Here is a 20049-nt window from a genome sequence, read left to right on the forward strand (position 1 = left end):
CCGGAAGCCTTTGGGCGCCGCACCGCACCGGGCTTGCCGGCAAGTCCGGCCGCGGCCGGGATATGGCACGATCGACACGTGTACATCGCAATCTTGTGCCTGCTCGCCGGTGTCGCCGTGGTGGCCGGCGTATTCTTCGTCGCGCTCGGCCGAGGCGGCGAACTGGCCCCCGCGACCTCCGACTACCCCCCGGTCGACCTTCCCGGCAACCGCCCCATCGTCGGCACCGACGTCGCGCTGCTGCGCCTCCCGCTCGGTATGTGGGGCTACCACGTCCGGGCCGTCGACGAAGTCCTGCGGCGGGTCGCGTTCACCCTCTCTGAGCGCGACACCCGCATCGCGACTCTCGAGAAGCAGGTCACCGAACTCGGCGGCCAGCCCGCCGAGTGGTGGCACGGCGGCTCGAGCGCCGCGTCGCGCAGCCGCGTCGAGCGCTCCGACGCCACCGCCACGGACGAGCACCAGCAGGTCCGCGGGCAGCAGACCATCCCGGACCTCGAGCCCGCCGCCCCCACCCGCCCGGACCGGCCCGCGGCCCTCCGCTCGCCCGACTCCACTCCCACCTCCATCGACTCCACCCCGCCAAGCGCCTCGCCGCAGCAGGCACCGGCGTCCGCCGACGACGTCCGCCAAGCCGGCGAACCCGCCGAGCGCCCCGACGGTCCGTGACCGGTCGGCCGCTCGCCGGCCCCGACGGGCGGCTGCGCTGCCCGTGGGCGGTCGCCGGCCCCGACCTGCTGCACTACCACGACCAGGAGTGGGGCCGTCCGGTCCGCGACGACCGCGGCCTCTACGAGCGGATCGTCCTGGAGGCGTTCCAGTCCGGGCTCTCATGGCGCACGATCCTGCGCAAACGCGACGCCTTCCGCCGTGCCTTCGACGGCTTCCGCATCGACGCGGTGGCCGCCTACGGCCCTGACGACGTCGAACGGCTGCTCGCCGACCCCGGAATCATCCGCAACCGGGCCAAGATCGAGGCCGCCGTCGCGAACGCCCGGGCCGCGCAGCTGCTGCCCGGCGGGCTGGCCGCACTCATCGGCCGCTACGCACCTGCATCCGCGCCGGCGCCGGTCGTCGGCGAGGACGTGCCCACGGCGACGAAGGAGTCGACGGCCCTCGCGAAGGAGCTGAAGCGCAAGGGCTTCCGCTTCGTCGGACCGACCAACGTCTACGCCACCATGCAGGCCGTCGGCCTCGTCAACGACCACCTGGCCGACTGCTTCGTCCGGGCCGAAGCCGGCCCAGGCGACCGGTAGGACCGAGGAGCGACCGCCGCACAGCCCTTCCTCACCGCCCTTCGAACGTAGGCCGCCGCTTCGCCACGAAAGCCGCGGTGGCATTGCGGTGGTCCGCAGTGGCCGCCAGCCGCTCCTGGACGTCCGCTTCCGTCCGCAGCGCCTCTTCGAAGCCGCGACTGCTCGCCACCTCCAGCGCCTCCTTGATGCCCGCGTAAGCCAGAGTCGGCCCCGCGGCCAGACGGGCGGCCAGCGCACCTGCGGTCTCCATGAGGTCCCAGTCCGGCACGACCTTGTTGACCATGCCCCACTCCAGCGCCCGCTCCGACGACACGCGCTCGCCGAGCAGCAGCATCTCGCTGGCCCGTCCGCGGCCTACCAGCCGTTGCAGCGTCCACGAGGCGCCCGTGTCAGGACCCAGCCCGACCCCGGAGAAGGCCATCAGGAACGAAGCGCTCTGTGCGGCGACACGGAGATCCGCCGCGAACGCCAGCGCGGCGCCGGCCCCCGCCGCCATGCCGTTGACCGCCGCGACGACCGGCTTCGCCATTCCGGTCAACGTCGTCACGATCGGGTTGTAGTGCAGCCGCACGGTGTCCATCAGCCCCGTGCCGCGGTCGAGCGCCGCCGCATGCTCCTGGAGGTCCTGCCCGGCGCAGAAGGCCCTGCCGCTGCCGGTCAGGATAACGGCCCGGACGTGCGCATCGTCGCGCGCCCGCTCGAGCGACGCGAGCAGCGCCTCCTTGCTCTCGACGGTCAGCGAGTTCAGCGCTTCCGGTCGGTCGAGCGTGATGGTGGCGATGCCCCCACCCGACTCGTATCGCACGGTGTCCGACATGGAATGCCCTCCCGGTAGGCGTGCCCCGCCGCCTGCGCCCGGATCCGTTCCGACGGCGGCGTATCGATTTGTGACACGCTGAGTCTGCCTTGCCCGGGGTTGATCGTTCCCATCCGCCGCCGGAAATCGAGATAATGAGCCACTACGGAAATGATGCGGATGCGGCTAGTCGGTCTCCGCGCTGTGAACCCAGGACGATCGTGGGGCTTCACGGTGGCTGGCTGGACCCTAGAGGAAAGGGGAAGCAGCATGGCGGCGATGAAGCCGCGGACCGGGGATGGTCCGCTCGAGGTCACCAAGGAGGGGCGTGGCATCGTGATGCGCGTTCCACTGGAAGGTGGCGGGCGGCTTGTCGTCGAGCTCACCCCTGACGAGGCGAGCGCTCTCGGCGACGCCCTCAAGGGCGTCGTCGGCTGACCGCCCGTTCCGCCCACCGCCGACAGGCGGGGCCGACGCCCGCGATCACGCGGGCGTACAGCCGCTCGGCACGAAGGTGAGGATCGGCCGCCGCCTGCGGTCGCTACGCCGCGCTGCCCTCCGGTCGCGCGCCGATCCGTGTCCTGCAGGGATCCGACCGCCTCATACCGTCGCACACGGGTGAGCGGTTGACCGCGTCGTGGCCGGCCCCGCCTTCACCGTCGATCATCGTTCCAGGCAACCGGCTCGCACATATAGGTATCGCTGTGCGTCCACTTCCGCCGTCATGCCTTTGGGAGGCCATGTCCGGACGGCACGTCACGGACCTGAACGCGCGCCCGAGGCGCCGTCCGCGCGGCAGCCCCGTCTACAGTCGTCTCGCCGAACGAATCCCGACTCGGAGGTCTTCGACGTGCCCGTAAGCAGCCGGCTCGACGTGGTGTCCGGCCCGTCCGGCACCGCCCCCGCCGATCTCGTCGCCCTGGCCGTGCGCCCGGGAGCCGCAGGGCAGCCGCCCACCGTGGTCTGGGAGGGCAGCGGAATCACTCCGGAAGACCTTGCCGGAGCCGGTGCCGTCCCGATCCGCGAACTCCTTGAATTCTACGAGTTCAGCGCCGGAGCGGGCGAGATCGTCGAGGTTCCGGCCAGGGTCGGCGAGCGACTGCTGCGCCTGGCGTTCGTCGGAACCGGTGATGCCGCCCCGTCCGCGCTCCGAGCCGCCGGAGTGGCCTTGGCCCGCCACGCCCGCGGCCGGGGCCGGCTGCTCACGACGCTCGGCCGAGTCGCCGAGGGACCCGCGACGGCTGCACTGATCGAGGGCCTGCTCCTTCCCTCCTACCGCTACACCGAGAGCACCCGTCCGAACAAGCGCGCTCCGGTCGCCGAGATTCAACTGGTGACGGCCTGGCCCGAGCCCGCCACGGACCTGCATGCCGGCCGGGCGCTGGTCGCCGCCACCGAGCTGGCACGCGACCTGATCAACACCCCCGCCGCCCTCAAGAGCCCTTCCTGGTTCGCCGACCAGGCCGCCGCCGTCGCTGCCGACACCGGCCTGCAGATCCGTACCTGGGACGAGTCCGCCCTGCGAGCCGAGGGCTTCGGCGGCATCCTCGCCGTCGGTCAGGGCTCCCCACGCCCTCCCCGCCTGATCGAACTCCGCCACACCCCTGACGGCGCCGACCGGCACGTGGTCCTCGTCGGCAAGGGGATCACCTTCGACACCGGCGGCCTCTCCCTAAAGCCCAACGACAACATGAAGCTGATGAAGACGGACATGGCCGGTGCCGCAGCCGTACTCGGCGCAATGGCGCACGTACGGAGCTTCGCGCCGGCCACCAGGGTGACCGCACTGCTCGCGATGGCCGACAACGCCTTCTCCGGCGCGGCCCAGCGCCCCAGCGACGTCATCACCCACTTCGACGGCCGCACCGTGGAAATACTGAACACCGACGCAGAAGGCCGCCTCGTCCTTGCCGATGCAATCGCCTATGCGGTGGAGAACCTGCGGCCCGACCGCATCATCGACGTGGCCACCCTCACCGGCGCGGCGCGCATCGCCCTGGGTGGCATGACGGCCTCCTTGTTCTCCACCGACGACGAACTGGCAGACGAGCTGCTCGCCGCCGCCGACCACGCCGGCGAGCACCTGTGGCGGATGCCCATCACGGACGAGTACCGTGACACGCTCGACTCCGCCGTGGCCGACCTGACCAACATCGGCATCAAGAAGGACTACGGCAGGCCCGGCGCGATCGAAGCGGCGCTCTTCCTCCGAGAGTTCACCGCCGGCGTGCCATGGGCGCACCTCGACATCGCGGGGCCCGGCCGCTCCACCTCGGATGAGGGCGTACTGACCAAGGGCGGTACCGGCTACGGCACCCGTCTCGTGCTGCACTGGCTCGCCGCCCAAGACGGTCGACCGACCACCCCGTAATGCCGCCACCGCTTATGGGCTGCTGCGCCGGCGCGAAGCCACGGTCCATGATCTCGGTGGAGCCGACCGGGTGACGGTTCGGGCCCGCTGAGCCCCCTACGGGCGCTTCAGCGCCGCGAGCAAGCCCTCGCCATGAGCGATGAGGAGGGGAATCAACTCCTCGTCATCGCGCACTCGGCGGATCACCTCGCGTATCGCCAGCGTCTCGGCGTCCTGCCGCGTCGCATCGGTCAGACGCTCGTCGGCGAGCACACTGCTGAACACGACGATCCCACCCGGACGGAGCAGCCGCAGTGACTCGCTCAGGTACTCCGGGTACTGCTGCCTGGCCGCGTCCGCGAACACCAGGTCGTATGCGCCGTCGGTCAGCCGGGGCAGCACGTCCAGCGCCCTGCCCGTGATGAGTCGGGTCCGGTTCGCCGCGAATCCCGCCTCGGTATACGCGAGCCGGGCGAGTCGCTGGTGTTCCGGTTCGACGTCCACACTGGTGAGAACCGCGTCGGGACGCATGCCCCGCAGCAGCCACAGACCGGACACACCGCAACCCGTGCCGATCTCGACCACGGCCTTCGCGGCGATCGCCGCGGCCAGGAAGCGCAGCGTGGCGCCGCTCGCGGCGTCCACAGGGGCCGCACCCGCTTCAGCACCGCGTCGGCGCGCGCTGGCTATGGCCGCGTCCTCGGACGGGAAATCAGCCACATAGGCAAGTGTGGCTTCTCGGCTGGCGATGTCGGCCTCCTCGCCCGCGGAACGTCCTGTCGGCGCAATCACTGGCGGGCTGATGGTCGGCGCTCCGGCCTCGCCCAGTTCAGCGAGCAGGTGGACGGCGTGGTGCTCATCACGGCTGGCCGTTCCGAACCGCTCGCCCTGCCCGCTGATCCAGCGCCTTACCAGCAGGCGCGCTCTACCTTCGCGTTGTCACGGTCGATCCGAGCTTAGTCGTTCGCAGGCGCCACCGGTGGCTCGCGTCAGGGGACGACTCCGGTCACAATCTCGCTCCGTCGGAACTAGATCGACGGTCGTCGGCGTTGATCCGGGTGTTGGCGCGTTTCGGCGTGCCGCACAACGGAATACCGTGAACGTGGACGTATCGGACGTCCCGGCACGTCGTGAGTGCGACGATGGCGGCGAGCTTTGCGTGGCGAGAGGAGCCTTGGTGTCGAACCTTGACCAAGCTCAGGGCGATTGGCAGCCCCCGAGCTGGGACGAGGTGGTGCGCACCCACTCGGCACGTGTGTACCGCCTCGCCTATCGGCTGACAGGCAATCAGCACGACGCCGAGGACCTCACTCAAGAGGTCTTCGTCCGAGTGTTCCGGTCGCTTTCCACCTACACACCCGGCACCTTCGAAGGCTGGCTGCATCGGATCACCACGAACCTGTTCCTCGATATGGCGCGCCGTCGTGCTCGCATCCGGTTCGAGGGGCTCGCTGATGACGCAGCCGAGCGTTTGCAGGGACGTGAGCCGTCGCCCGCGCAGGTCTACGACGATCGCCACTTCGATGCCGACGTCCAGGCCGCGCTCGACGCGTTGCCGCCGGAGTTCAGGGCCCCGGTGGTGCTGTGCGACATCGAAGGACTGTCCTATGAGGAGATCGCGGCCACCTTGGACGTAAAACTCGGTACAGTACGCAGCCGAATCCACCGTGGACGCGCCCAGTTGCGGGCGGCGCTCGAGCACCGGCGCGCGATCACCATCGATGAGCAGTCGGAATCGACGCTTCACCAGCGGGCGAACCAGGAGGTGGAGGGACGATGAGCCATTTGGGTGAGCGCCTGTCCGCGCTGGTCGACGATGAATTGGGCCATTCCGACCGCGAGTGGGCACTGAGTCACCTCGCCAAGTGTGAAGCCTGCAGGTTCGAGGCGGAAATGCTTCGCCGGCTCAAGCGTCGGCTGAACCGGTTGGACGGTCCGGAGCCGTCGATGGACTTCCTCGGCCGCCTCTCCTCGATGACTTCCGGAAGTACCGACGACCCTCCTACACCGCCCATGTTCCCTGGAGCCCGGCCACCTCTGGGTAGCAGCGCGCCACTGGGTGCGTCCTCGCCCTTCGCCGGCCGCACCCCGGACGGCTCGGGAAGCGCGCGCCCCTCGAACAACAACGGTCGCCTTGGCCGTTTCTCGACGCGTGCGCCGATCCGGTGGTCACGTACTCGATATGCGGTAGCAGGTGCCTCGCTCGTCGCATTGACCCTTGGCACCGCGTTCGTCGCCACCGGCGACTTCGATGGCGGCTCTGGTTCCACCCCTGGTCCTGAGGACTACGCCGTCGAAGGCGATGGATCGACTGAAGTTCCATTCTGGGATCCGTCGATCGTGACGGCCCTGACCGGAGGACTGACCGGGGAGTGATTGACCGCCCGCGATGGGCGGTCACCACGATCGCGCGTTGCCGCTGACCAACCGGTCAGAGGTGGCAACGGCCAGGATTGAGTGTTGTGGCGGTTTCCATGATCCGCTGGTGAAGAAGACCGCCCGCCTCGGGCGGTCTTCTTCACGGCTCGGTGCCGGTCGTTCTCAAAACCACCCTCCTCCTGGCTGAGGTCGATCATGGACAGGCCGCACCTGGCCTGGTGTGAAAGCAAGCTCGTCCGAGGTGACCAAGCGACTGAGCCCGTAGGATTCTGAGGACGGACCATGACGATCGGTTCGTGAACGTGGTGCGTTCGGAGGGGCGGGATGACCGGTCATAACGGACCTCATGACGGTCTCGGTGGCAAGCCGACTCCCGATCCACAACGGAATGAACGACCTCCCGCTGACGCGGCTCCCTCGGCTCCGAACGCCACCGGCGGATGGCGTCGTTCCGAAGGGCCGTATGGCTCCCCTCAATCGTCTCAGCCACCGAATGCACTCTACGGTGACCCACGGGCTGCGTACTCTTCGAGTGCCGGCTCCCCTCAGAGTGACGGTGCACTGCCCGGGCGTGGCGCTACGTCCCACACCGGAGCCCAACAATCGCTTCCAGCTGGCCAGGGCCGTAATGAGCATTGGGCTGTCGGGCCGGCTTCTCGTCCGAGTCACCAGACTGGCCAGTTCACTACGCAGACGACGCCAGGCCAGCTGCCGCCTGGTGCGGCCGGGGACAGCGAAGGACGGTCCAAGCCGCGAGGAGTGCCCTTCTTCCTGGTGTTTCTCACCATGGTCATCGTGTCCGTGGTTTCGGCCGTCGGCGGCGGTGTCGTGGGGGGTTGGTACATCCAAGGCGAGCAGGATTCGGTATTCGGTTCGCCGTACGATCCCTCAGCCGTCCCTTCCGGAACTCAGAGCCGGCCTCCTGACACCGTCGCAGGAGTCGCTCAGCGCGTGCGCCCCAGCGTGGTCTCGATCACGGCTCAAGCAGCCCAGGGACAGAGCACAGGCTCAGGCTTCGTGGTCGATGGCGGATACGTCGTCACCAACAATCACGTCATCGAGCTTGCCGCGGAGCGGGGTCGGATCGAAATCGAATTCGGTGATGGTGACGTCCGAGAGGCTCAAATCGTCGGACGGGCGGCGAGTTTCGACCTCGCGGTACTGGAGGTGGCTGAGGGCCCTCGTGTGCAGCCGCTGGAGTTCGGGGATTCGGACAGTGTCGTTGTAGGGGACACAGTGATCGCCATCGGCTCCCCTCTAGGACTGAACGGTACGGTGACCACTGGAATCATAAGTGCCGTTGACAGGCCGGTCGCGGTCGGCGAACAAGGGGCAGAATCCTATTTCAGCGCCCTGCAGACCGACGCCGCGATCAACCCCGGAAACTCTGGTGGGCCGTTGGTCGATGTCAATGGTCGCGTCATCGGCGTGAACACCGCGATCGACACCGTGGCTTCCCCGCAAACTGGGGGGCAAGGCGGCAGTATCGGGCTTGGATTCGCCATACCTTCCAACCAGGTCAACAACGTCGTCCAGCAACTGATCACCACTGGCCAGGCGACGTACGCCGTCATCGGTGCGGTGCTGGACATCCGGTATCCGGGAACAGGAGCTCGCATCATCGGCGAGGAAGGGGAGAACTCCATTATTCCCAACGGGCCTGCGGAGAATGCGGGCCTGCGTCCTGGTGACATCATTACCGAATTCAACGGATCCAGGGTCACCGGGCCGGACGAGCTGATCGTGGCGATTCGGCAGAACCAGCCAGGCGACACTGTGGACATCACCTACCTCCGCGGCGATGAGGAGAACACGACCCAGTTGACCCTGGGCAACTCGACCGACTGATGGACGCTGACCTGCTCAGGCAGGGCATGTGACCTCTTCGGGACGTTGAGCTTCGTCTGGTACTCCTTATACGAGACCGAGCGTCTCCTGTGGACGTTCAATGCGCTCTTGTGGATAACTTTCACTGCTGGCCGCAGCCTGTGGATAACGGGCTGGTGCCCCGCCCGAACTCATGTTACGAATAGCAGCCATCTGCGCTCCGCTTAGAGCGCGGCCGTCTGCTGAAAGGATGAACATGAGTGCAGAATCGCCAACTGCTGCGGCGTCTCGACTGTTCGCGCAGATACAGGATGCGCTTTCAGAGTTGGTCACGATCTCTGACGATGACCTTGGTGTTCTTCCCGCCTCGTTGCTCGGAGGGCTAACGGTCGATCTACTTGCGATGCGTGACAAGGTGGAGTTGTGCGCCCTGCGCTCGATGCGATTGTTCGTCAATCAGGGGGGTGTCGATAAATCTAATGCAAACGGAATCAAGCAGTGGTTGGTGCGCAACGGGAAAATGAGTCATGCCGACGCGTCACGCCGCGCACACGTTGTCCGCCATCTCCACGGCTTGAAAAGGACTCGCTCGGCAGTCGATGGAGGTGTCATCGGACTCGGGCACATGATGGTTGCGGCTGGCTGTGCCGATACTGCGTTAAAGGATCTCAAAGTTGAAGAGGACGGCATCAAGCCTGTCGAACTCTACGACCGTTTGGATAAAGAGTTCGCCGAAACCGCGATCCGCTTCAACGTTCCACTGTTGCAGCGAATGCAGAGTCAGATCCGTGCCGTCGTGAACCCGCCAGGTGTGGAGCGAGAGTTCGAACGGCAATGTGATCGCCGTGAACTGCAGATGATGCGTGAAGCAACAGGCGCACTCAACGTCAACATCAAAGTTGATGCCGCCTCTGCGACATTCGTTGAAGAAGCCATTCGACTTCATCTCCCACCGAACGATCGTAAACGAACGTTCGCACAGCGTGCCAACGACGCCTTCGTGGAAGTCTGTAAGATCGCAATTGATGCCGCAGATTCGAAGTTGCCGCGCAAGGGAAACGCAGTCGCGGTCCGGGTTCATGTCGGCATCGACAGCCTGTCTCCGTCATCGCAGAGCAGGGCAACCGTCACCGACTCGGGCAGGACCGTGCCGCTCTCTGCTGCACGCGCGATGACAAACGGTGACAGCGTTCTGCAACGAATACTCACGGAACCGGCCAGTGGCAATCCTCTGGACATCGGGACTGCAGCACAATTGTTCCCACCGAATATTCGCGTCGCGGTAGCCGCCAAGTTCGGCAATTGCCAATGGGAAGAGGGCTGCAGTGTTCCGGTTGCCGCCTGTGACATCAGTATGAAGACACCATGGTGGCGCGGAGGCGTCGACGATATGGCGAACGCCATACCCTTGTGCTGGCATCATCATCTACTGAAAGAGAATCGATACGTCCTCGACTACTACCGAAAAAGCTTCGAGGCTCGAGCGCAGGAGCGAGCCGCTTAGAACGGTCTTGCCGTCAGACGACTAGGGCCATCACATCGGACACGGCCGCTTGCCGCCGGTCTAGCGGGCCACCGGAGTCAGGTTCAGTGGACGGCCGGCAAGACCGCGACCGGTACCCAGCAGTTCCTTGGCGATCCGCCTCAGCTCGACGCTCGACGATGCCGAAGGTTCTGACAGGACCAGCGGTTCACCTGAGTCCCCCCCGACGCGCAGATCTACGTCGATAGGCACCTGGCCCAACAGCGGAACCTTCGCCCCTAGAGACCGGGTCAACCCGTCCGCGACCGCCTGACCGCCCCCGCTACCGAACACCTCGATACGCTCATCGCAGTGCGGACACGTGAGGTAGGCCATGTTCTCGATCACGCCGACGATCCGCTGGTGCGTCTGGGAGGCGATGGAGCCGGCTCGCTCCGCCACCTCCGCCGCGGCCAGCTGGGGTGTTGTGACGACCAGGATTTCGGCTGACGGAAGCAGTTGCGCCACGGAGATCGCGACATCACCGGTGCCTGGAGGAAGGTCCATGAGCAAGACGTCCAGGTCGCCCCAGTACACATCGGCGAGGAACTGCTGCAGTGCCCGGTGCAGCATCGGGCCGCGCCAGACGACAGGAGCGTTTCCTGCCGTGAACATGCCGACCGAGATGACCTTCACGTCCTTCGCGGAAGGCGGCATGATCATGTCGGCCACCTTCGTCGGCCGGTCGGTCACACCCAGCATCCGCGGGACCGAATGCCCGTAGATGTCCGCGTCGACTACGCCGACCTTGTGCCCCTGAGCGGCCATCGCCGCGGCCAGGTTGACTGTCACAGACGACTTGCCGACACCACCCTTGCCGCTTGCGACGGCGAAGACCTTCGTCAACGAGTTCGGCTTCGCGAAGGGGATCTCGCGTTCCGGCTGGTTCCCGCGCAGCTTGGTCTGTAGGTCTCGGCGCTGTTGTTCGCTCATGACGTCGAGTTCGACGGAGACTGTTGAGACCCCAGGTACCTGCTTGACCGCCGACGTCGTGTCCGAGGTGATCCGATCACGCATCGGACAGCCGGCGACGGTGAGGTAGATCTCCACCCGGACGTCGCCGTCAGGCCCGATTGCGACATCTTTCACCATGTCGAGCTCGGTGATGGGGCGGCGGATCTCCGGGTCGTGAACCGTTGCCAGTGCTTGCTGAACCTGCTCAACGGTCGGTGCGGTGGCCATGCTCCCATGGTATGCACTGGTGCCACTCCCTTGGTCGCTGGGCCGGACCGGCAACAAGCCGCGACAGCGTCTGCTTGCCCAGCAGTACCGCGGCTGTGGCCGAGTGTCCGACCAGCCGCGTGCTGCTTCAGCCGCTGTAGCTATGACAACGGACTGGTACGACATATTGATTGCACGGCATCATCGGCACCTGCCGCAGAGCGTCTCCCTAGGTGCTCGTCGTAGTGCAACAGGAATGAAAAGGCGGCTTGACGATTCCTGGCTCCATAGGGCTCGTGTTTCCATCAAATATTTTTCCTTTGTATTGTGACTCACATTTGGTATGTGCTGAGCTGGTAGGGCAACAAAATATCCAACGAAGGGAAGACCTGATCCGGGCTGTGGTAATGCGCTACTCTGGGAAGGTGTCCATCGACCTGCATTCACACAGCAACGTCTCTGACGGGACTGAACCCCCCGAAGAAGTCATCAGACTTGCCCGCGTGGCGGGAGTTAAGACCTTGGCCCTCACTGACCATGACACGGTCGGTGGCCTGGCGGCGGCTGCTGCGGTTCTGCCGCCTGGCATGACGCTCATTCCCGGTATGGAGCTCTCATGTCGGTACCTAGATCGGAGCGTGCATCTACTTGCCTACCTGTTCGACTCGAGTAATGAAGAGTTGTCAGCAGAATTGCGTCGTATCCGAGAGTCTCGCGATATTCGTGCCCGGGAAATGGTCGACCGTTTGTCGTCCCACGGGATCCCGATCAACTGGGAGATTGTGAGCGGTATCGCCGGTGACGGAGTGGTCGGACGTCCGCACATCGCTCGCGCAATGGTCCAGATCGGAGCCGCAAGCGACGTTCAGGAGGTCTTCGACCTCTGGATCTCTCCAGGAACGCCCGGCTATGTGCACCGGTACGCGCTCGAGCCGGTGCGAGCTGTCGAGTTGGTCCGCGCTGCGGGCGGTGTCGCAGTGATCGCGCATCCCGCGCGTGGCGATGAGGGACCGCAGCCTGTCGAGTTGGTGGAGCGGATGGCCGCCGTCGGCCTCGGCGGAATCGAAGTGGATCACCCGATGCACGATCGGACTGAACGTGAGTTCTGGCGTGGGGTGGCCGAGAGCTTGTCGATCGTGGCGACCGGGTCCAGCGACGACCACGGAAGTCTGACGGGGCACCGGCTAGGGTGCGAGACCACTGATCCGGACGCGCTGGAGGCGTTGATCGCCGGGGCGTCCGGTGCGGTGCCCCTGACCGGCGTTTGATGATTCGTTCAGGTTGGTGCGGTATAGCAGAGACGGTCGCAATGGCGAGTGCGGACCAGCAAGATGGAGACGTCCGCCGGCGGCTGTTCTGGCGGCACAGTCACGGTCCGATCGAGTAGACCGACGGAGAGGCTCCGGTGTTCTGGAAGAAGAAGGCCAAGCAGGAATCGGCGAGTGGCGATGGATCGCCGGAAGGTGCTCCGGCCGACGTCGATACGAACTCTGTCGCCAAGGCGAAGGATGAGGTCGATGGCGCCTCCACGCCTGAGCGGCCTGCAGATGCGATCGACGCGGATAACGTCGCGGACGCGGAAGCGGTGAGCGATGGCGGATCCGATGAGGCTGAAGCCGCCTCTGATGATGGGATCCGCCTGGTCGAAAGCACGGGCACGCTGACCGTTGATGACGTCGAACATGCGGCCGTCAGCAATTCGTGGATCTTCCCTGTCAGCGATGACGAAGTGATCGTCGTTGACCCGGCCTTCGACGGTGACGCGCTCGTCAAGGCGGTCGGCGGTCGGGAAGTCGTCCTGGTGCTCTGCACGAGCGGTGTCCGCGACCACATCGCCGGGGCGCTCGCCGTGGCCGAGGCCGATGAGGCGCCGATCGCGCTGCACAAGAAGGAGTTGCGGCTCTGGCGTCGCGAGCACGGAGCTGAGCAGGTTCCGGACCTGGAGTTGGAGGACGGCGGCACGCTTGAGGTCGGTGACGTCACCATCGAGGTTCTGGCGACGCCCGGCTCGAGTCCCGGGGCGGTCTCCTTCTACGTCCCCGAACGCGGTGTGGTGTTCACGGGGGACACGCTGGTGAAGGGCCGGCCGGGGCCTGTCGGCGACGGGTATCGGGACTTCACCGGGCAGCTGGCCTCCATCGGGGAGACACTGCTGGCGCTGCCGGCCGATACACGCGTGCTCCCGGCGCATGGTGAAGAGACGACGATCGCCGCAGAGGCGGCGAACTTCGACGACTGGGTGACGCCCGAGGACTAGTGTTCTGCCTGGACGAGCTGCGGCGGATGCCTCATCCGGCGAGTGCTCCGCCGCGCTCGCAGGCGTTCCAGAAGTCGGTCAAAGCGCTTGCGGTCGTTTCGGGCGCCTCGACATTGGGGGAGTGCGCGGCGCCGGGGACGACGACTCGGCTGGCGCCGAGTTGTTCGGCCATCTCGGCCTGCACCTGAGGTGGCCAGGCGTCGTCGTTTTCGCCGTAGAGGACGAGTTTGGGCACTGGAACCGCGGCCAGTTCGGCGACGCGGTCGGCGGCGGAGGTGACCTCGTGGGCCATCTGTGCCAGGCCGGCGGGAGTGTTCGCTACCATCCGCTTGTAGAGGAACGCCTTCACTTCCTGGGGCAGCGTGGATGCGGCCACTCCGGCGCTCAGGTTGTGTTCCCAGATCTCTTCGACCGTGTAGCTCTGCAGGGCCGTGATCAGGCGCCGTGCGTCCGACTCGCGGGCGCCGGCGATGGCGCCTGGCCCGGAGCTCATGATCGTGTACGACGCGATGCCGGCGGCGTCCGTGATGACGGCCTCTCGGGTGACGAGTCCGCCCATGGAGTGGCCGAGTAGGTGGACGCCCTCGGAGTCGAGGGCGTCGATGAGGGCGAGGATGTCCACGCCCAGTTCGGCGAGCGCGTAGGCGGCGGGGTCGTCGGGCCCGGGGGATTCGTACTGGCCGCGCATGTCGATGGCGATGACTCGGCGGCGGGCGTGGGCGAGGGTTTGCAGCAGGGCGATGAAGTCTTCTTTGCTGCCGGTGAAGCCGGGGACCAGTACCGCCGTCTGGCGTTCGCAGGATCCTGACGTGGGGAGGGCTTCGAGTGCGGCGAGGGTGCCCCGGGCAGTCGGGATGTCCACGCGGCGCACGCCGGGGGGAAGGGTCAGGAAACGCGGTGTGCTCACGAGGTTTCACCTTAGTTGCAGGCGGCCTGGTGGCGGACGGGGCGTGATCACCGCGGGGCCGGCCGGTCCGCGGCGTGATACTGGGGGCACGGTGGTGTGCGGCGTGCTGTGGGGCTGGAGTCGGAGCTGACGGCCGGGTGTTGGCGAGTGTGGTGCCGGCACCGAGGCGGTGGCCCGGTGCCGGCGTTCGTCGCCGCCCCGTCTGCCTGGAATGTGGGTCAGGTCTGGCGGGGCGGGCGGGTCAGCTCGATGCGGTGTCGCCGTCGCCCGCACTCTGGTCGGCGGGAGCGACGTCCACTCCGCTGCGGAGTCGGCGGCGGGAGCGGGAGCGGCGGCGCTGGGCGGGTTCGGAGCCCTCGGCCTGCGCCTGGCCGGTGGGCTTGTCGGACGGGGCCGCGGGCTGTGCGGCGTCTGCGGTGCGAGGCTCGGCGTTGTTCGAGCTCCGGCGGGTGCGGCGGCGCTGGCGCGTCGAGCGGCTCTTGGATGAGCGCTCGCCGCGGTCGCGATCGCGATCGCGGTCTCGGTCGCGTCGCCCGGCGCGGCCGGTGTCGCCGATGTCCTCGATCATCTCGGCCTCGAGGCCGGCGCGGTCGCGGCGGTCCGCGGCGAGGACGCCGGTGGCGTCGGCCGGGATGTCGAGGGCGAGCCGGAAGTGCTCGGAGGTCGAGTAGGTCTCCTCAGGCTCGGCGAAGGCGAGCTTGAGCGCGTTGTTGATCAGCTTCCAGCGCTGGGTTTCCTGCCAGTCGATGAAGGTGACGGCGGTGCCGGAGCGGCCGGCCCGGCCGGTGCGGCCGACGCGGTGGACGTAGGTCTTGTCGTCCTCGGGGCACTCGTAGTTGACGACGTGGGTGACGTCGTCGACGTCGAGGCCTCGGGCGGCGACGTCGGTGGCGACCAGGACGTCGATCTTGCCGCTACGGAAGGCCCGCAGGGCGCGCTCGCGCTGGCTCTGGCCGAGGTCGCCGTGGACGGCCGCCGCCGCGAAGCCGCGGCCGGTGAGGGCGAGGACCACCTGGTCGCAGACGCGCTTGGTCTGGCAGAACACCATGGTGAGCCCGCGGCCCTCGGCCTGCAGCAGCCGGGCGAGCATTTCGGGCTTGTCCAGCGGGTGCGTGCGGAAGACGTGGTGGCGGACGGAGGCCGACAGGGTCGGCTCGTCGGTGCCGCCGTCGGCGCGGACGTGGGTGGGCTGGCGCAGGTAGCGGCGCGACAGGGTGACGATCTCGCTCGGCATCGTGGCCGAGAAGAGCATCACCTGGCGGTCGGCCGGGGTCAGGGTGAGGATGCGCTCGACGTCGGGCAGGAAGCCGAGGTCGAGCATCTTGTCGGCTTCGTCGAGGACGAGCGACTCGACCACGGAGAGGTCGAGGTGCTTCTGGCCGACGAGGTCGAGCAGTCTGCCCGGCGTGCCGACGACGATGTCGACGCCGGCGCGGAGCGCGGAGATCTGCGGCTCGTAGGCACGGCCTCCGTAAACGGTCAGGACGCGCACGGAGGTGCGCTTGGCCGCTGTGGTGAGGTCCGCGGTGACCTGGATGGCCAGTTCGCGGGTGGGCACGACCACGAGGGCGCGCGGGAGCCGCTGCTGGGCGTCCGCGACCCGCTGCACCAGCGCGAGTCCGAAGGCGTACGTCTTGCCGGTGCCGGTGCGTGCCTGGCCGATGATGTCGTTTCCGCCCAGTGCCAGGGGCAGGGCGAGCGTCTGGATCGGGAACGGCTCGACTATGCCCTCGGCCTCAAGGGCGTCGGCGATGTCGGCCTGGACTCCGAGTTCTCGAAAGGTGGTCAGGACTACTGCCTCCATCTGACGGGGCCGCACTCCTGGGGGTCGCCATGAGTGGCATCCGTGCGCTCGCGTCGTCGCGCGGCTGCGACGGAATGCGCCCGAGGAGGGGCCTGTCCGTCCATCTGAGGATCGCTCGAGCACATTGGGGGCTTGGCGATCAAGTACTACCAGGTGGTGAGTCTAGCCGCTCGACGCAAGTTTTGCCCGTTCCCGACCTGGAGCGTTCCGCGATCTTCGTAGGGCCCCTGCCGCGCAAGGGTTTCCGGGCGCGGATCCGGCCCGCGGCGCGAGCGCGGCGCCCGCCGCGGCGGCCCGGCGCCGCCGTCGCGCGGATGCTCTAATCTGCTCTGCATGAGCGAGCAGCCGACGAACGGCACCGAAACCCCCGGAGCGGTCGTCGACCTGCTCGGCCTGCTCGCCTACGCGGAGCTGGTCGCGTTCTTCCGGCTGAGCGAGGACGCCTCGCTCGCTCCGACACTCGCGGACAAGGCCGAACTGGCGCAGCTCGCGACGGTGGAGTTCGGCCACTACACGCGGATCCGCGACCGGCTGGTCGAGTTGGGCGCCGAGCCCGGCGCGGCCATGGAGCCCTTCACCGCCGCGGTGGACGCCTTCCACGCCCAGACCGCCCCGAACGACTGGCTGGAGAGCCTGGTCAAGGCGTACGTCGGTGACGGCATCGCGGCTGACTTCTACCGGCAGGTGGCCGAGCTCGTGGACCCCGGCACCCGGGAACTGGTGCACGAGGTGCTGTCGAACGCCGGGCACTCGGAGTTCGTGGTCGCACGCGTGCGGGCGGCCACCGAGAACGACCCCAAGATCGCCGGTCGCCTCGCCCTGTGGGCGCGCCGCCTGGTCGGTGAGGCGCTCGGGCAGGCGCAGCGCGTCGCGGCCGAGCGGGCCGAGCTTGCCGGACTGCTGGTCGGCCGAGTCGAGGGTGCGGGCGGCGACCTGGCCGAGATCGGCCGGATGTTCGCGCGGCTGACGGAGTCGCACACCGCGCGGATGAACGCCCTCGGCCTCTCCACCTGAACCGCGACTTGTGAGCAAGCTCACGTTTTGCTCGCCATATCGCTGCGACCGCCGCAGTTCGAGCCTCGGAGCGGCGCTTCCTACCATCGGCGAGCCCACTCGTTCACTGGAACCGGTCACGGGACTATAACTCCGCCCGATATATTCATGGCGATCCCTTGGTCTTTTGATCCCGTATGGGGGTTGTCCATGCGCCGTGGCTTCTCCGTCGACAGCCACCTCTCTCGCCTGGTGCGCGACGTCGGCCACTTCGGCTTCCCGGAGATGGCCGCCTCACCGGGCCTGACCGCACTCGTCGACCAGCACGCCGCCGCCGTGCGCGACACGATCCTGCGGGGAGGCGGACGGCTGACGCGGGTCACGCTCACGCACTACCTGCACGGCTTCCTCGACGGCGTGCGCGAACGGGGCTGGAGCGGCGACGGCGCCGACTACGACTGGGAGACGCAGCGCCTGCTGTCGATCTGCTGGATGGCCCGCGAGCTCGGCTTCGTCCGGTGAGTACGGACCACCGCGTCCGTTGGCATATGGTTACTCGGCAGTATTTGCGCGGCGCGCAGGCGCCGCGGCGAAGGGAGCTTGGATGAGAGGCCGACACGGGGCCGCACGGCCGCCTCTGGGAGTGCTGATCAGCCAGGAGCCGGCGGATTTCGTGCTGCTGGCCCTGCAGTTCGCGCTCGCGGTGACGATCATGGTCTTCGCCGGCTACGCCAGTGTCCTGTTCTGGCTGGCCCTGCTCGGCTCGGTGCTCGTGCTGGTCATGCTGGTCCGCCGGATCGGCCACCTGTCGCGGGCGGAAGAGCCCCTGTAGACGCGCGCAGGCCCTGAACAGCACCGAGGCGGTGGACCGTTGGAACGGTCCACCGCCTCGCCCTTAGGGCAGTCTCCGGATCAGCGCTGCGGGTCGTCCATCCCGCCGCCCGGCGCCGACGTCCGGTGCTCGGCCATCGTCTCCTGGTCGGACTCCGAGGCGCCGCGGCCGGCGGTCCGGCGCTCGGACGGGCCGCCCTTCATGGCATCGGAGCGGCCGGCCGCATAGGCCGTGCTGCGCATCCGGTCGGTCTCCTCTTCGGCGCGGTTCAGCCAGTGCTCCCAGCGCTGCTGCATCGGCCGGATGAGACCGCCGCCGACGCCGACGACCAGGATGCCTCCGACCGTGGCCAGGATCGCCACGAGCACCGGCGTGGTGACGGTGGTGGCCACCCCGATCTGGTTCAGCGCGGCGATCACGCCGAGCGCGATGATGAACACGGCCGCGATCGTGGCCAGGACGCGTCCGTAGCCGAGTCCGCTCAGCGCCCCGGAGATGATGTCGCGCACACCCTTGGCCAGCGCCACGGCCACCACGATGATCACCAGCGCGACGGCGGCCCGCGGCAGCCAGGCGATGACCTCGGAGAGCAGGTTGCTGATCGGGTTGGGCCCGAACACGTTGAAGGCCAGCGTCAGCACGAACAGCAGGCCGACGTAGTAGATGATCCGGCCGACCAGCGTGCTGGCCGTGAACTGGCTGCGCTCCAGGTACTGGGCCACGCCGCCGCGTTCGGCCAAGCGGTCGAAGCCGACGCGTGCGAGCCCCCGTCCGACCCAGCGGCCGATGAGCTTGGCGATCAGCCAGCCCACTATCAGAATGACAAGGAACGCCACGAGCGCCGGAACAAACGACGCGACCGCGTTCCATGCCTGAGAAATCCCCTGTCCGAAATTGACAGCGGCGAGCGACCCAGACATCGCCAGCCCCCTCCCCCGAAGATTGATCATGCTCTGACCAGGCGGGTACCCGGATCGTGGGCACCAAACCATCAGGGGGAGGCGTAGGGGCCGGTCAGAACCGCTGCTGAGGGGTCAGCGGCGGCCGAAGCCGATCGGCTGCGGCTGGAGCGCGCTGAACTCCAGATAGCCGATCTTGTCGGCGGGGATGACGAACCGGTTGCCCTTTTCATCGGTAATGCTGAAAACACCGTGCTCGTGGGCGAGCACCTCGGCCAGCTCGCGCTCGACGTCCTCGGCGGAGCGGTCGGTCTCTATGGTGATCTCACGATTCAGCGTGACAATGCCGATCTTGATTTCCACCCGCTGTACTCCCGACTCTGCGTCGTGGCCCGCTAGTGAGCCGTACCCGGCCGGGTGAGGTCCCAACCGCTGATGCCGCGCCACGCGAGCCGGGCCATCAGCTGCTCGGCGGCGTCCTTGGGGATGGCGCGCGTGGACGCCAGCCAGTATCGCGCGCTGACCTCGGCCATGCCCACCAGCCCGATGCTGAGCAGCCGCGCCTCGTCGCTGGAGATGTCGGTGTCGGCGTGGATGACCTGGCTGACCAGCTCCGCGGAGGCGCGCAGGGTGTCCTCCACCCGCTCGCGCACGGCGGGGAGGTTGCGCAGGTCGGACTCGAAGACCAGCCGGAAGGCCTCGCCCTCTCCGGCGACGAAGTCGAAGAACGCCTGGAAGGTGGCGGTCACCCGCTGGCGGTTGTCGTCGGTCGAGGCCAGGGCCGCGCGGGTCTTCTCGATCAGCACTTCGGAGTGCTGGTCGAGCAGGGCGAGATACAGCTCCAGCTTGCCCGGGAAGTGCTGGTACAGCACGGGCTTGCTCACACCCGCGCGCTCGGCGATCTCGTCCATGGCCGCCGCGTGGTAGCCCTGCGCGACGAAGACCTCCTGCGCCGCCCCGAGCAGCTGCTTTCGGCGGGCGAGCCGGGGCAACCTGGTGCCGCGCGGGCGGGCGTCCGGATTAGCAGTCACACCCACACTCTTCCGTTGATGGGCCACGTCCGCGC

21 protein-coding genes are annotated in these 20049 nt (G+C 67.5%); 13 read left to right on the forward strand and 8 right to left on the reverse strand.

Annotation, left to right across the window (positions count from 1 at the left end):
- The first annotated feature begins 78 nt into the window (after positions 1 to 78).
- On the forward strand, positions 79 to 669 hold the full coding sequence (locus CLV72_RS02780; protein ID WP_106238588.1) for a hypothetical protein: 591 nt from the start codon (positions 79 to 81) through the stop codon (positions 667 to 669).
- Positions 666 to 1256: a DNA-3-methyladenine glycosylase I gene (locus CLV72_RS02785; RefSeq protein ID WP_106238591.1), complete on the forward strand. Its 591-nt coding sequence runs from the start codon at positions 666 to 668 to the stop codon at positions 1254 to 1256. Before CLV72_RS02780 ends, CLV72_RS02785 begins: the two co-directional genes overlap by 4 nt.
- Positions 1257 to 1287: 31 nt before the next feature.
- Here the strand turns inward: CLV72_RS02785 and CLV72_RS02790 are convergent, their stop codons facing one another.
- Positions 1288 to 2073: an enoyl-CoA hydratase-related protein gene (locus tag CLV72_RS02790; protein ID WP_106238594.1), complete on the reverse strand. Its 786-nt coding sequence runs from the start codon at positions 2071 to 2073 to the stop codon at positions 1288 to 1290.
- Positions 2074 to 2322: 249 nt separating this feature from the next.
- On the opposite strand from CLV72_RS02790, the gene CLV72_RS02795 reads away from it, so the two are divergent.
- Positions 2323 to 2490, forward strand: a complete 168-nt coding sequence (locus tag CLV72_RS02795) for a DUF3117 domain-containing protein (protein ID WP_106238597.1) — start codon at positions 2323 to 2325, stop codon at positions 2488 to 2490.
- 520 nt (positions 2491 to 3010) lie between these two features.
- A complete protein-coding gene (locus tag CLV72_RS02800; RefSeq protein WP_245929830.1) occupies positions 3011 to 4423 on the forward strand; it encodes a leucyl aminopeptidase in 1413 nt (470 codons plus the stop codon).
- Positions 4424 to 4519: 96 nt separating this feature from the next.
- On the opposite strand, the gene CLV72_RS02805 is transcribed toward CLV72_RS02800, so the two are convergent.
- Positions 4520 to 5122, reverse strand: coding sequence for an O-methyltransferase (locus CLV72_RS02805; protein ID WP_106238604.1), 603 nt, complete (start codon positions 5120 to 5122; stop codon positions 4520 to 4522).
- Positions 5123 to 5579: 457 nt separating this feature from the next.
- Here CLV72_RS02805 and sigE point away from each other — a divergent pair, with 457 nt between their 5' ends.
- From sigE to CLV72_RS02820, 4 genes are all read left to right on the forward strand, one after another.
- Complete coding sequence (gene sigE / locus CLV72_RS02810; protein ID WP_245929831.1) at positions 5580 to 6182, forward strand: RNA polymerase sigma factor SigE; 603 nt, start codon at positions 5580 to 5582, stop codon at positions 6180 to 6182.
- Positions 6179 to 6778, forward strand: a complete 600-nt coding sequence (locus CLV72_RS31655) for a zf-HC2 domain-containing protein (RefSeq protein WP_146159322.1) — start codon at positions 6179 to 6181, stop codon at positions 6776 to 6778. Before sigE ends, CLV72_RS31655 begins: the two co-directional genes overlap by 4 nt.
- A gap of 762 nt (positions 6779 to 7540) precedes the next feature.
- On the forward strand, positions 7541 to 8629 hold the full coding sequence (locus CLV72_RS02815; RefSeq protein WP_106238612.1) for a S1C family serine protease: 1089 nt from the start codon (positions 7541 to 7543) through the stop codon (positions 8627 to 8629).
- 235 nt (positions 8630 to 8864) lie between these two features.
- The gene (locus tag CLV72_RS02820) at positions 8865 to 10112 is read left to right on the forward strand and encodes an HNH endonuclease signature motif containing protein (protein WP_170140849.1); all 1248 of its coding nucleotides are present in this window, start codon (positions 8865 to 8867) and stop codon (positions 10110 to 10112) included.
- Positions 10113 to 10172: 60 nt separating this feature from the next.
- On the opposite strand, the gene CLV72_RS02825 is transcribed toward CLV72_RS02820, so the two are convergent.
- The gene (locus CLV72_RS02825) at positions 10173 to 11312 is read right to left on the reverse strand and encodes an Mrp/NBP35 family ATP-binding protein (RefSeq protein ID WP_106238620.1); all 1140 of its coding nucleotides are present in this window, start codon (positions 11310 to 11312) and stop codon (positions 10173 to 10175) included.
- Positions 11313 to 11698: 386 nt separating this feature from the next.
- Here CLV72_RS02825 and CLV72_RS02830 point away from each other — a divergent pair, with 386 nt between their 5' ends.
- Both CLV72_RS02830 and CLV72_RS02835 read left to right on the forward strand, forming a co-directional pair.
- The gene (locus CLV72_RS02830; RefSeq protein ID WP_106238623.1) at positions 11699 to 12559 is read left to right on the forward strand and encodes a PHP domain-containing protein; all 861 of its coding nucleotides are present in this window, start codon (positions 11699 to 11701) and stop codon (positions 12557 to 12559) included.
- A 137-nt stretch (positions 12560 to 12696) separates the two neighbouring features.
- On the forward strand, positions 12697 to 13548 hold the full coding sequence (locus CLV72_RS02835; RefSeq protein ID WP_106238625.1) for an MBL fold metallo-hydrolase: 852 nt from the start codon (positions 12697 to 12699) through the stop codon (positions 13546 to 13548).
- A 31-nt stretch (positions 13549 to 13579) separates the two neighbouring features.
- Here CLV72_RS02835 and CLV72_RS02840 read toward each other — a convergent pair whose 3' ends face one another.
- Together CLV72_RS02840 and CLV72_RS02845 are read right to left on the reverse strand one after the other, a co-directional pair.
- Positions 13580 to 14455, reverse strand: a complete 876-nt coding sequence (locus CLV72_RS02840) for an alpha/beta fold hydrolase (RefSeq protein WP_106238628.1) — start codon at positions 14453 to 14455, stop codon at positions 13580 to 13582.
- A 241-nt stretch (positions 14456 to 14696) separates the two neighbouring features.
- The gene (locus CLV72_RS02845; RefSeq protein ID WP_106238631.1) at positions 14697 to 16259 is read right to left on the reverse strand and encodes a DEAD/DEAH box helicase; all 1563 of its coding nucleotides are present in this window, start codon (positions 16257 to 16259) and stop codon (positions 14697 to 14699) included.
- Between the two features lie 333 nt (positions 16260 to 16592).
- Here CLV72_RS02845 and CLV72_RS02850 point away from each other — a divergent pair, with 333 nt between their 5' ends.
- The 3 genes from CLV72_RS02850 (at position 16593) to CLV72_RS02860 (ending at position 18084) form a co-directional block, all read left to right on the forward strand.
- Positions 16593 to 17273, forward strand: a complete 681-nt coding sequence (locus tag CLV72_RS02850) for a ferritin-like fold-containing protein (RefSeq protein WP_106238635.1) — start codon at positions 16593 to 16595, stop codon at positions 17271 to 17273.
- Between the two features lie 189 nt (positions 17274 to 17462).
- On the forward strand, positions 17463 to 17774 hold the full coding sequence (locus tag CLV72_RS02855; RefSeq protein WP_106238641.1) for a DUF6401 family natural product biosynthesis protein: 312 nt from the start codon (positions 17463 to 17465) through the stop codon (positions 17772 to 17774).
- Between the two features lie 82 nt (positions 17775 to 17856).
- Positions 17857 to 18084, forward strand: coding sequence for a hypothetical protein (locus tag CLV72_RS02860; protein WP_106238644.1), 228 nt, complete (start codon positions 17857 to 17859; stop codon positions 18082 to 18084).
- 80 nt (positions 18085 to 18164) lie between these two features.
- Here CLV72_RS02860 and CLV72_RS02865 read toward each other — a convergent pair whose 3' ends face one another.
- From CLV72_RS02865 to CLV72_RS02875, 3 genes are all read right to left on the reverse strand, one after another.
- Positions 18165 to 19004: a mechanosensitive ion channel family protein gene (locus CLV72_RS02865; RefSeq protein ID WP_106238648.1), complete on the reverse strand. Its 840-nt coding sequence runs from the start codon at positions 19002 to 19004 to the stop codon at positions 18165 to 18167.
- 114 nt (positions 19005 to 19118) lie between these two features.
- The gene (locus CLV72_RS02870; protein ID WP_106238651.1) at positions 19119 to 19346 is read right to left on the reverse strand and encodes a DUF3107 domain-containing protein; all 228 of its coding nucleotides are present in this window, start codon (positions 19344 to 19346) and stop codon (positions 19119 to 19121) included.
- 32 nt (positions 19347 to 19378) lie between these two features.
- Complete coding sequence (locus tag CLV72_RS02875) at positions 19379 to 20014, reverse strand: TetR/AcrR family transcriptional regulator (protein ID WP_106238654.1); 636 nt, start codon at positions 20012 to 20014, stop codon at positions 19379 to 19381.
- Positions 20015 to 20049 lie beyond the last annotated feature (35 nt).

Origin of the sequence: Allonocardiopsis opalescens (genome assembly GCF_003002095.1) — a bacterium.
Taxonomy (GTDB): Bacteria; Actinomycetota; Actinomycetes; order Streptosporangiales; family Streptosporangiaceae; genus Allonocardiopsis; species Allonocardiopsis opalescens.

Bases quoted from the DNA above. Each gene is read 5' to 3' on its own strand.
- CLV72_RS02790 (WP_106238594.1), bottom strand. From the start codon at position 2,073: ATGTCGGACACCGTGCGATACGAGTCGGGTGGGGGCATCGCCACCATC.
- CLV72_RS02795 (WP_106238597.1), top strand. From the start codon at position 2,323: ATGGCGGCGATGAAGCCGCGGACCGGGGATGGTCCGCTCGAGGTCACC.
- CLV72_RS31655 (WP_146159322.1), top strand. From the start codon at position 6,179: ATGAGCCATTTGGGTGAGCGCCTGTCCGCGCTGGTCGACGATGAATTG.
- CLV72_RS02820 (WP_170140849.1), top strand. From the start codon at position 8,865: ATGAGTGCAGAATCGCCAACTGCTGCGGCGTCTCGACTGTTCGCGCAG.
- CLV72_RS02825 (WP_106238620.1), bottom strand. From the start codon at position 11,312: ATGGCCACCGCACCGACCGTTGAGCAGGTTCAGCAAGCACTGGCAACG.
- CLV72_RS02830 (WP_106238623.1), top strand. From the start codon at position 11,699: ATGCGCTACTCTGGGAAGGTGTCCATCGACCTGCATTCACACAGCAAC.
- CLV72_RS02845 (WP_106238631.1), bottom strand. From the start codon at position 16,259: ATGGAGGCAGTAGTCCTGACCACCTTTCGAGAACTCGGAGTCCAGGCC.
- CLV72_RS02850 (WP_106238635.1), top strand. From the start codon at position 16,593: ATGAGCGAGCAGCCGACGAACGGCACCGAAACCCCCGGAGCGGTCGTC.
- CLV72_RS02855 (WP_106238641.1), top strand. From the start codon at position 17,463: ATGCGCCGTGGCTTCTCCGTCGACAGCCACCTCTCTCGCCTGGTGCGC.
- CLV72_RS02860 (WP_106238644.1), top strand. From the start codon at position 17,857: ATGAGAGGCCGACACGGGGCCGCACGGCCGCCTCTGGGAGTGCTGATC.
- CLV72_RS02865 (WP_106238648.1), bottom strand. From the start codon at position 19,004: ATGTCTGGGTCGCTCGCCGCTGTCAATTTCGGACAGGGGATTTCTCAG.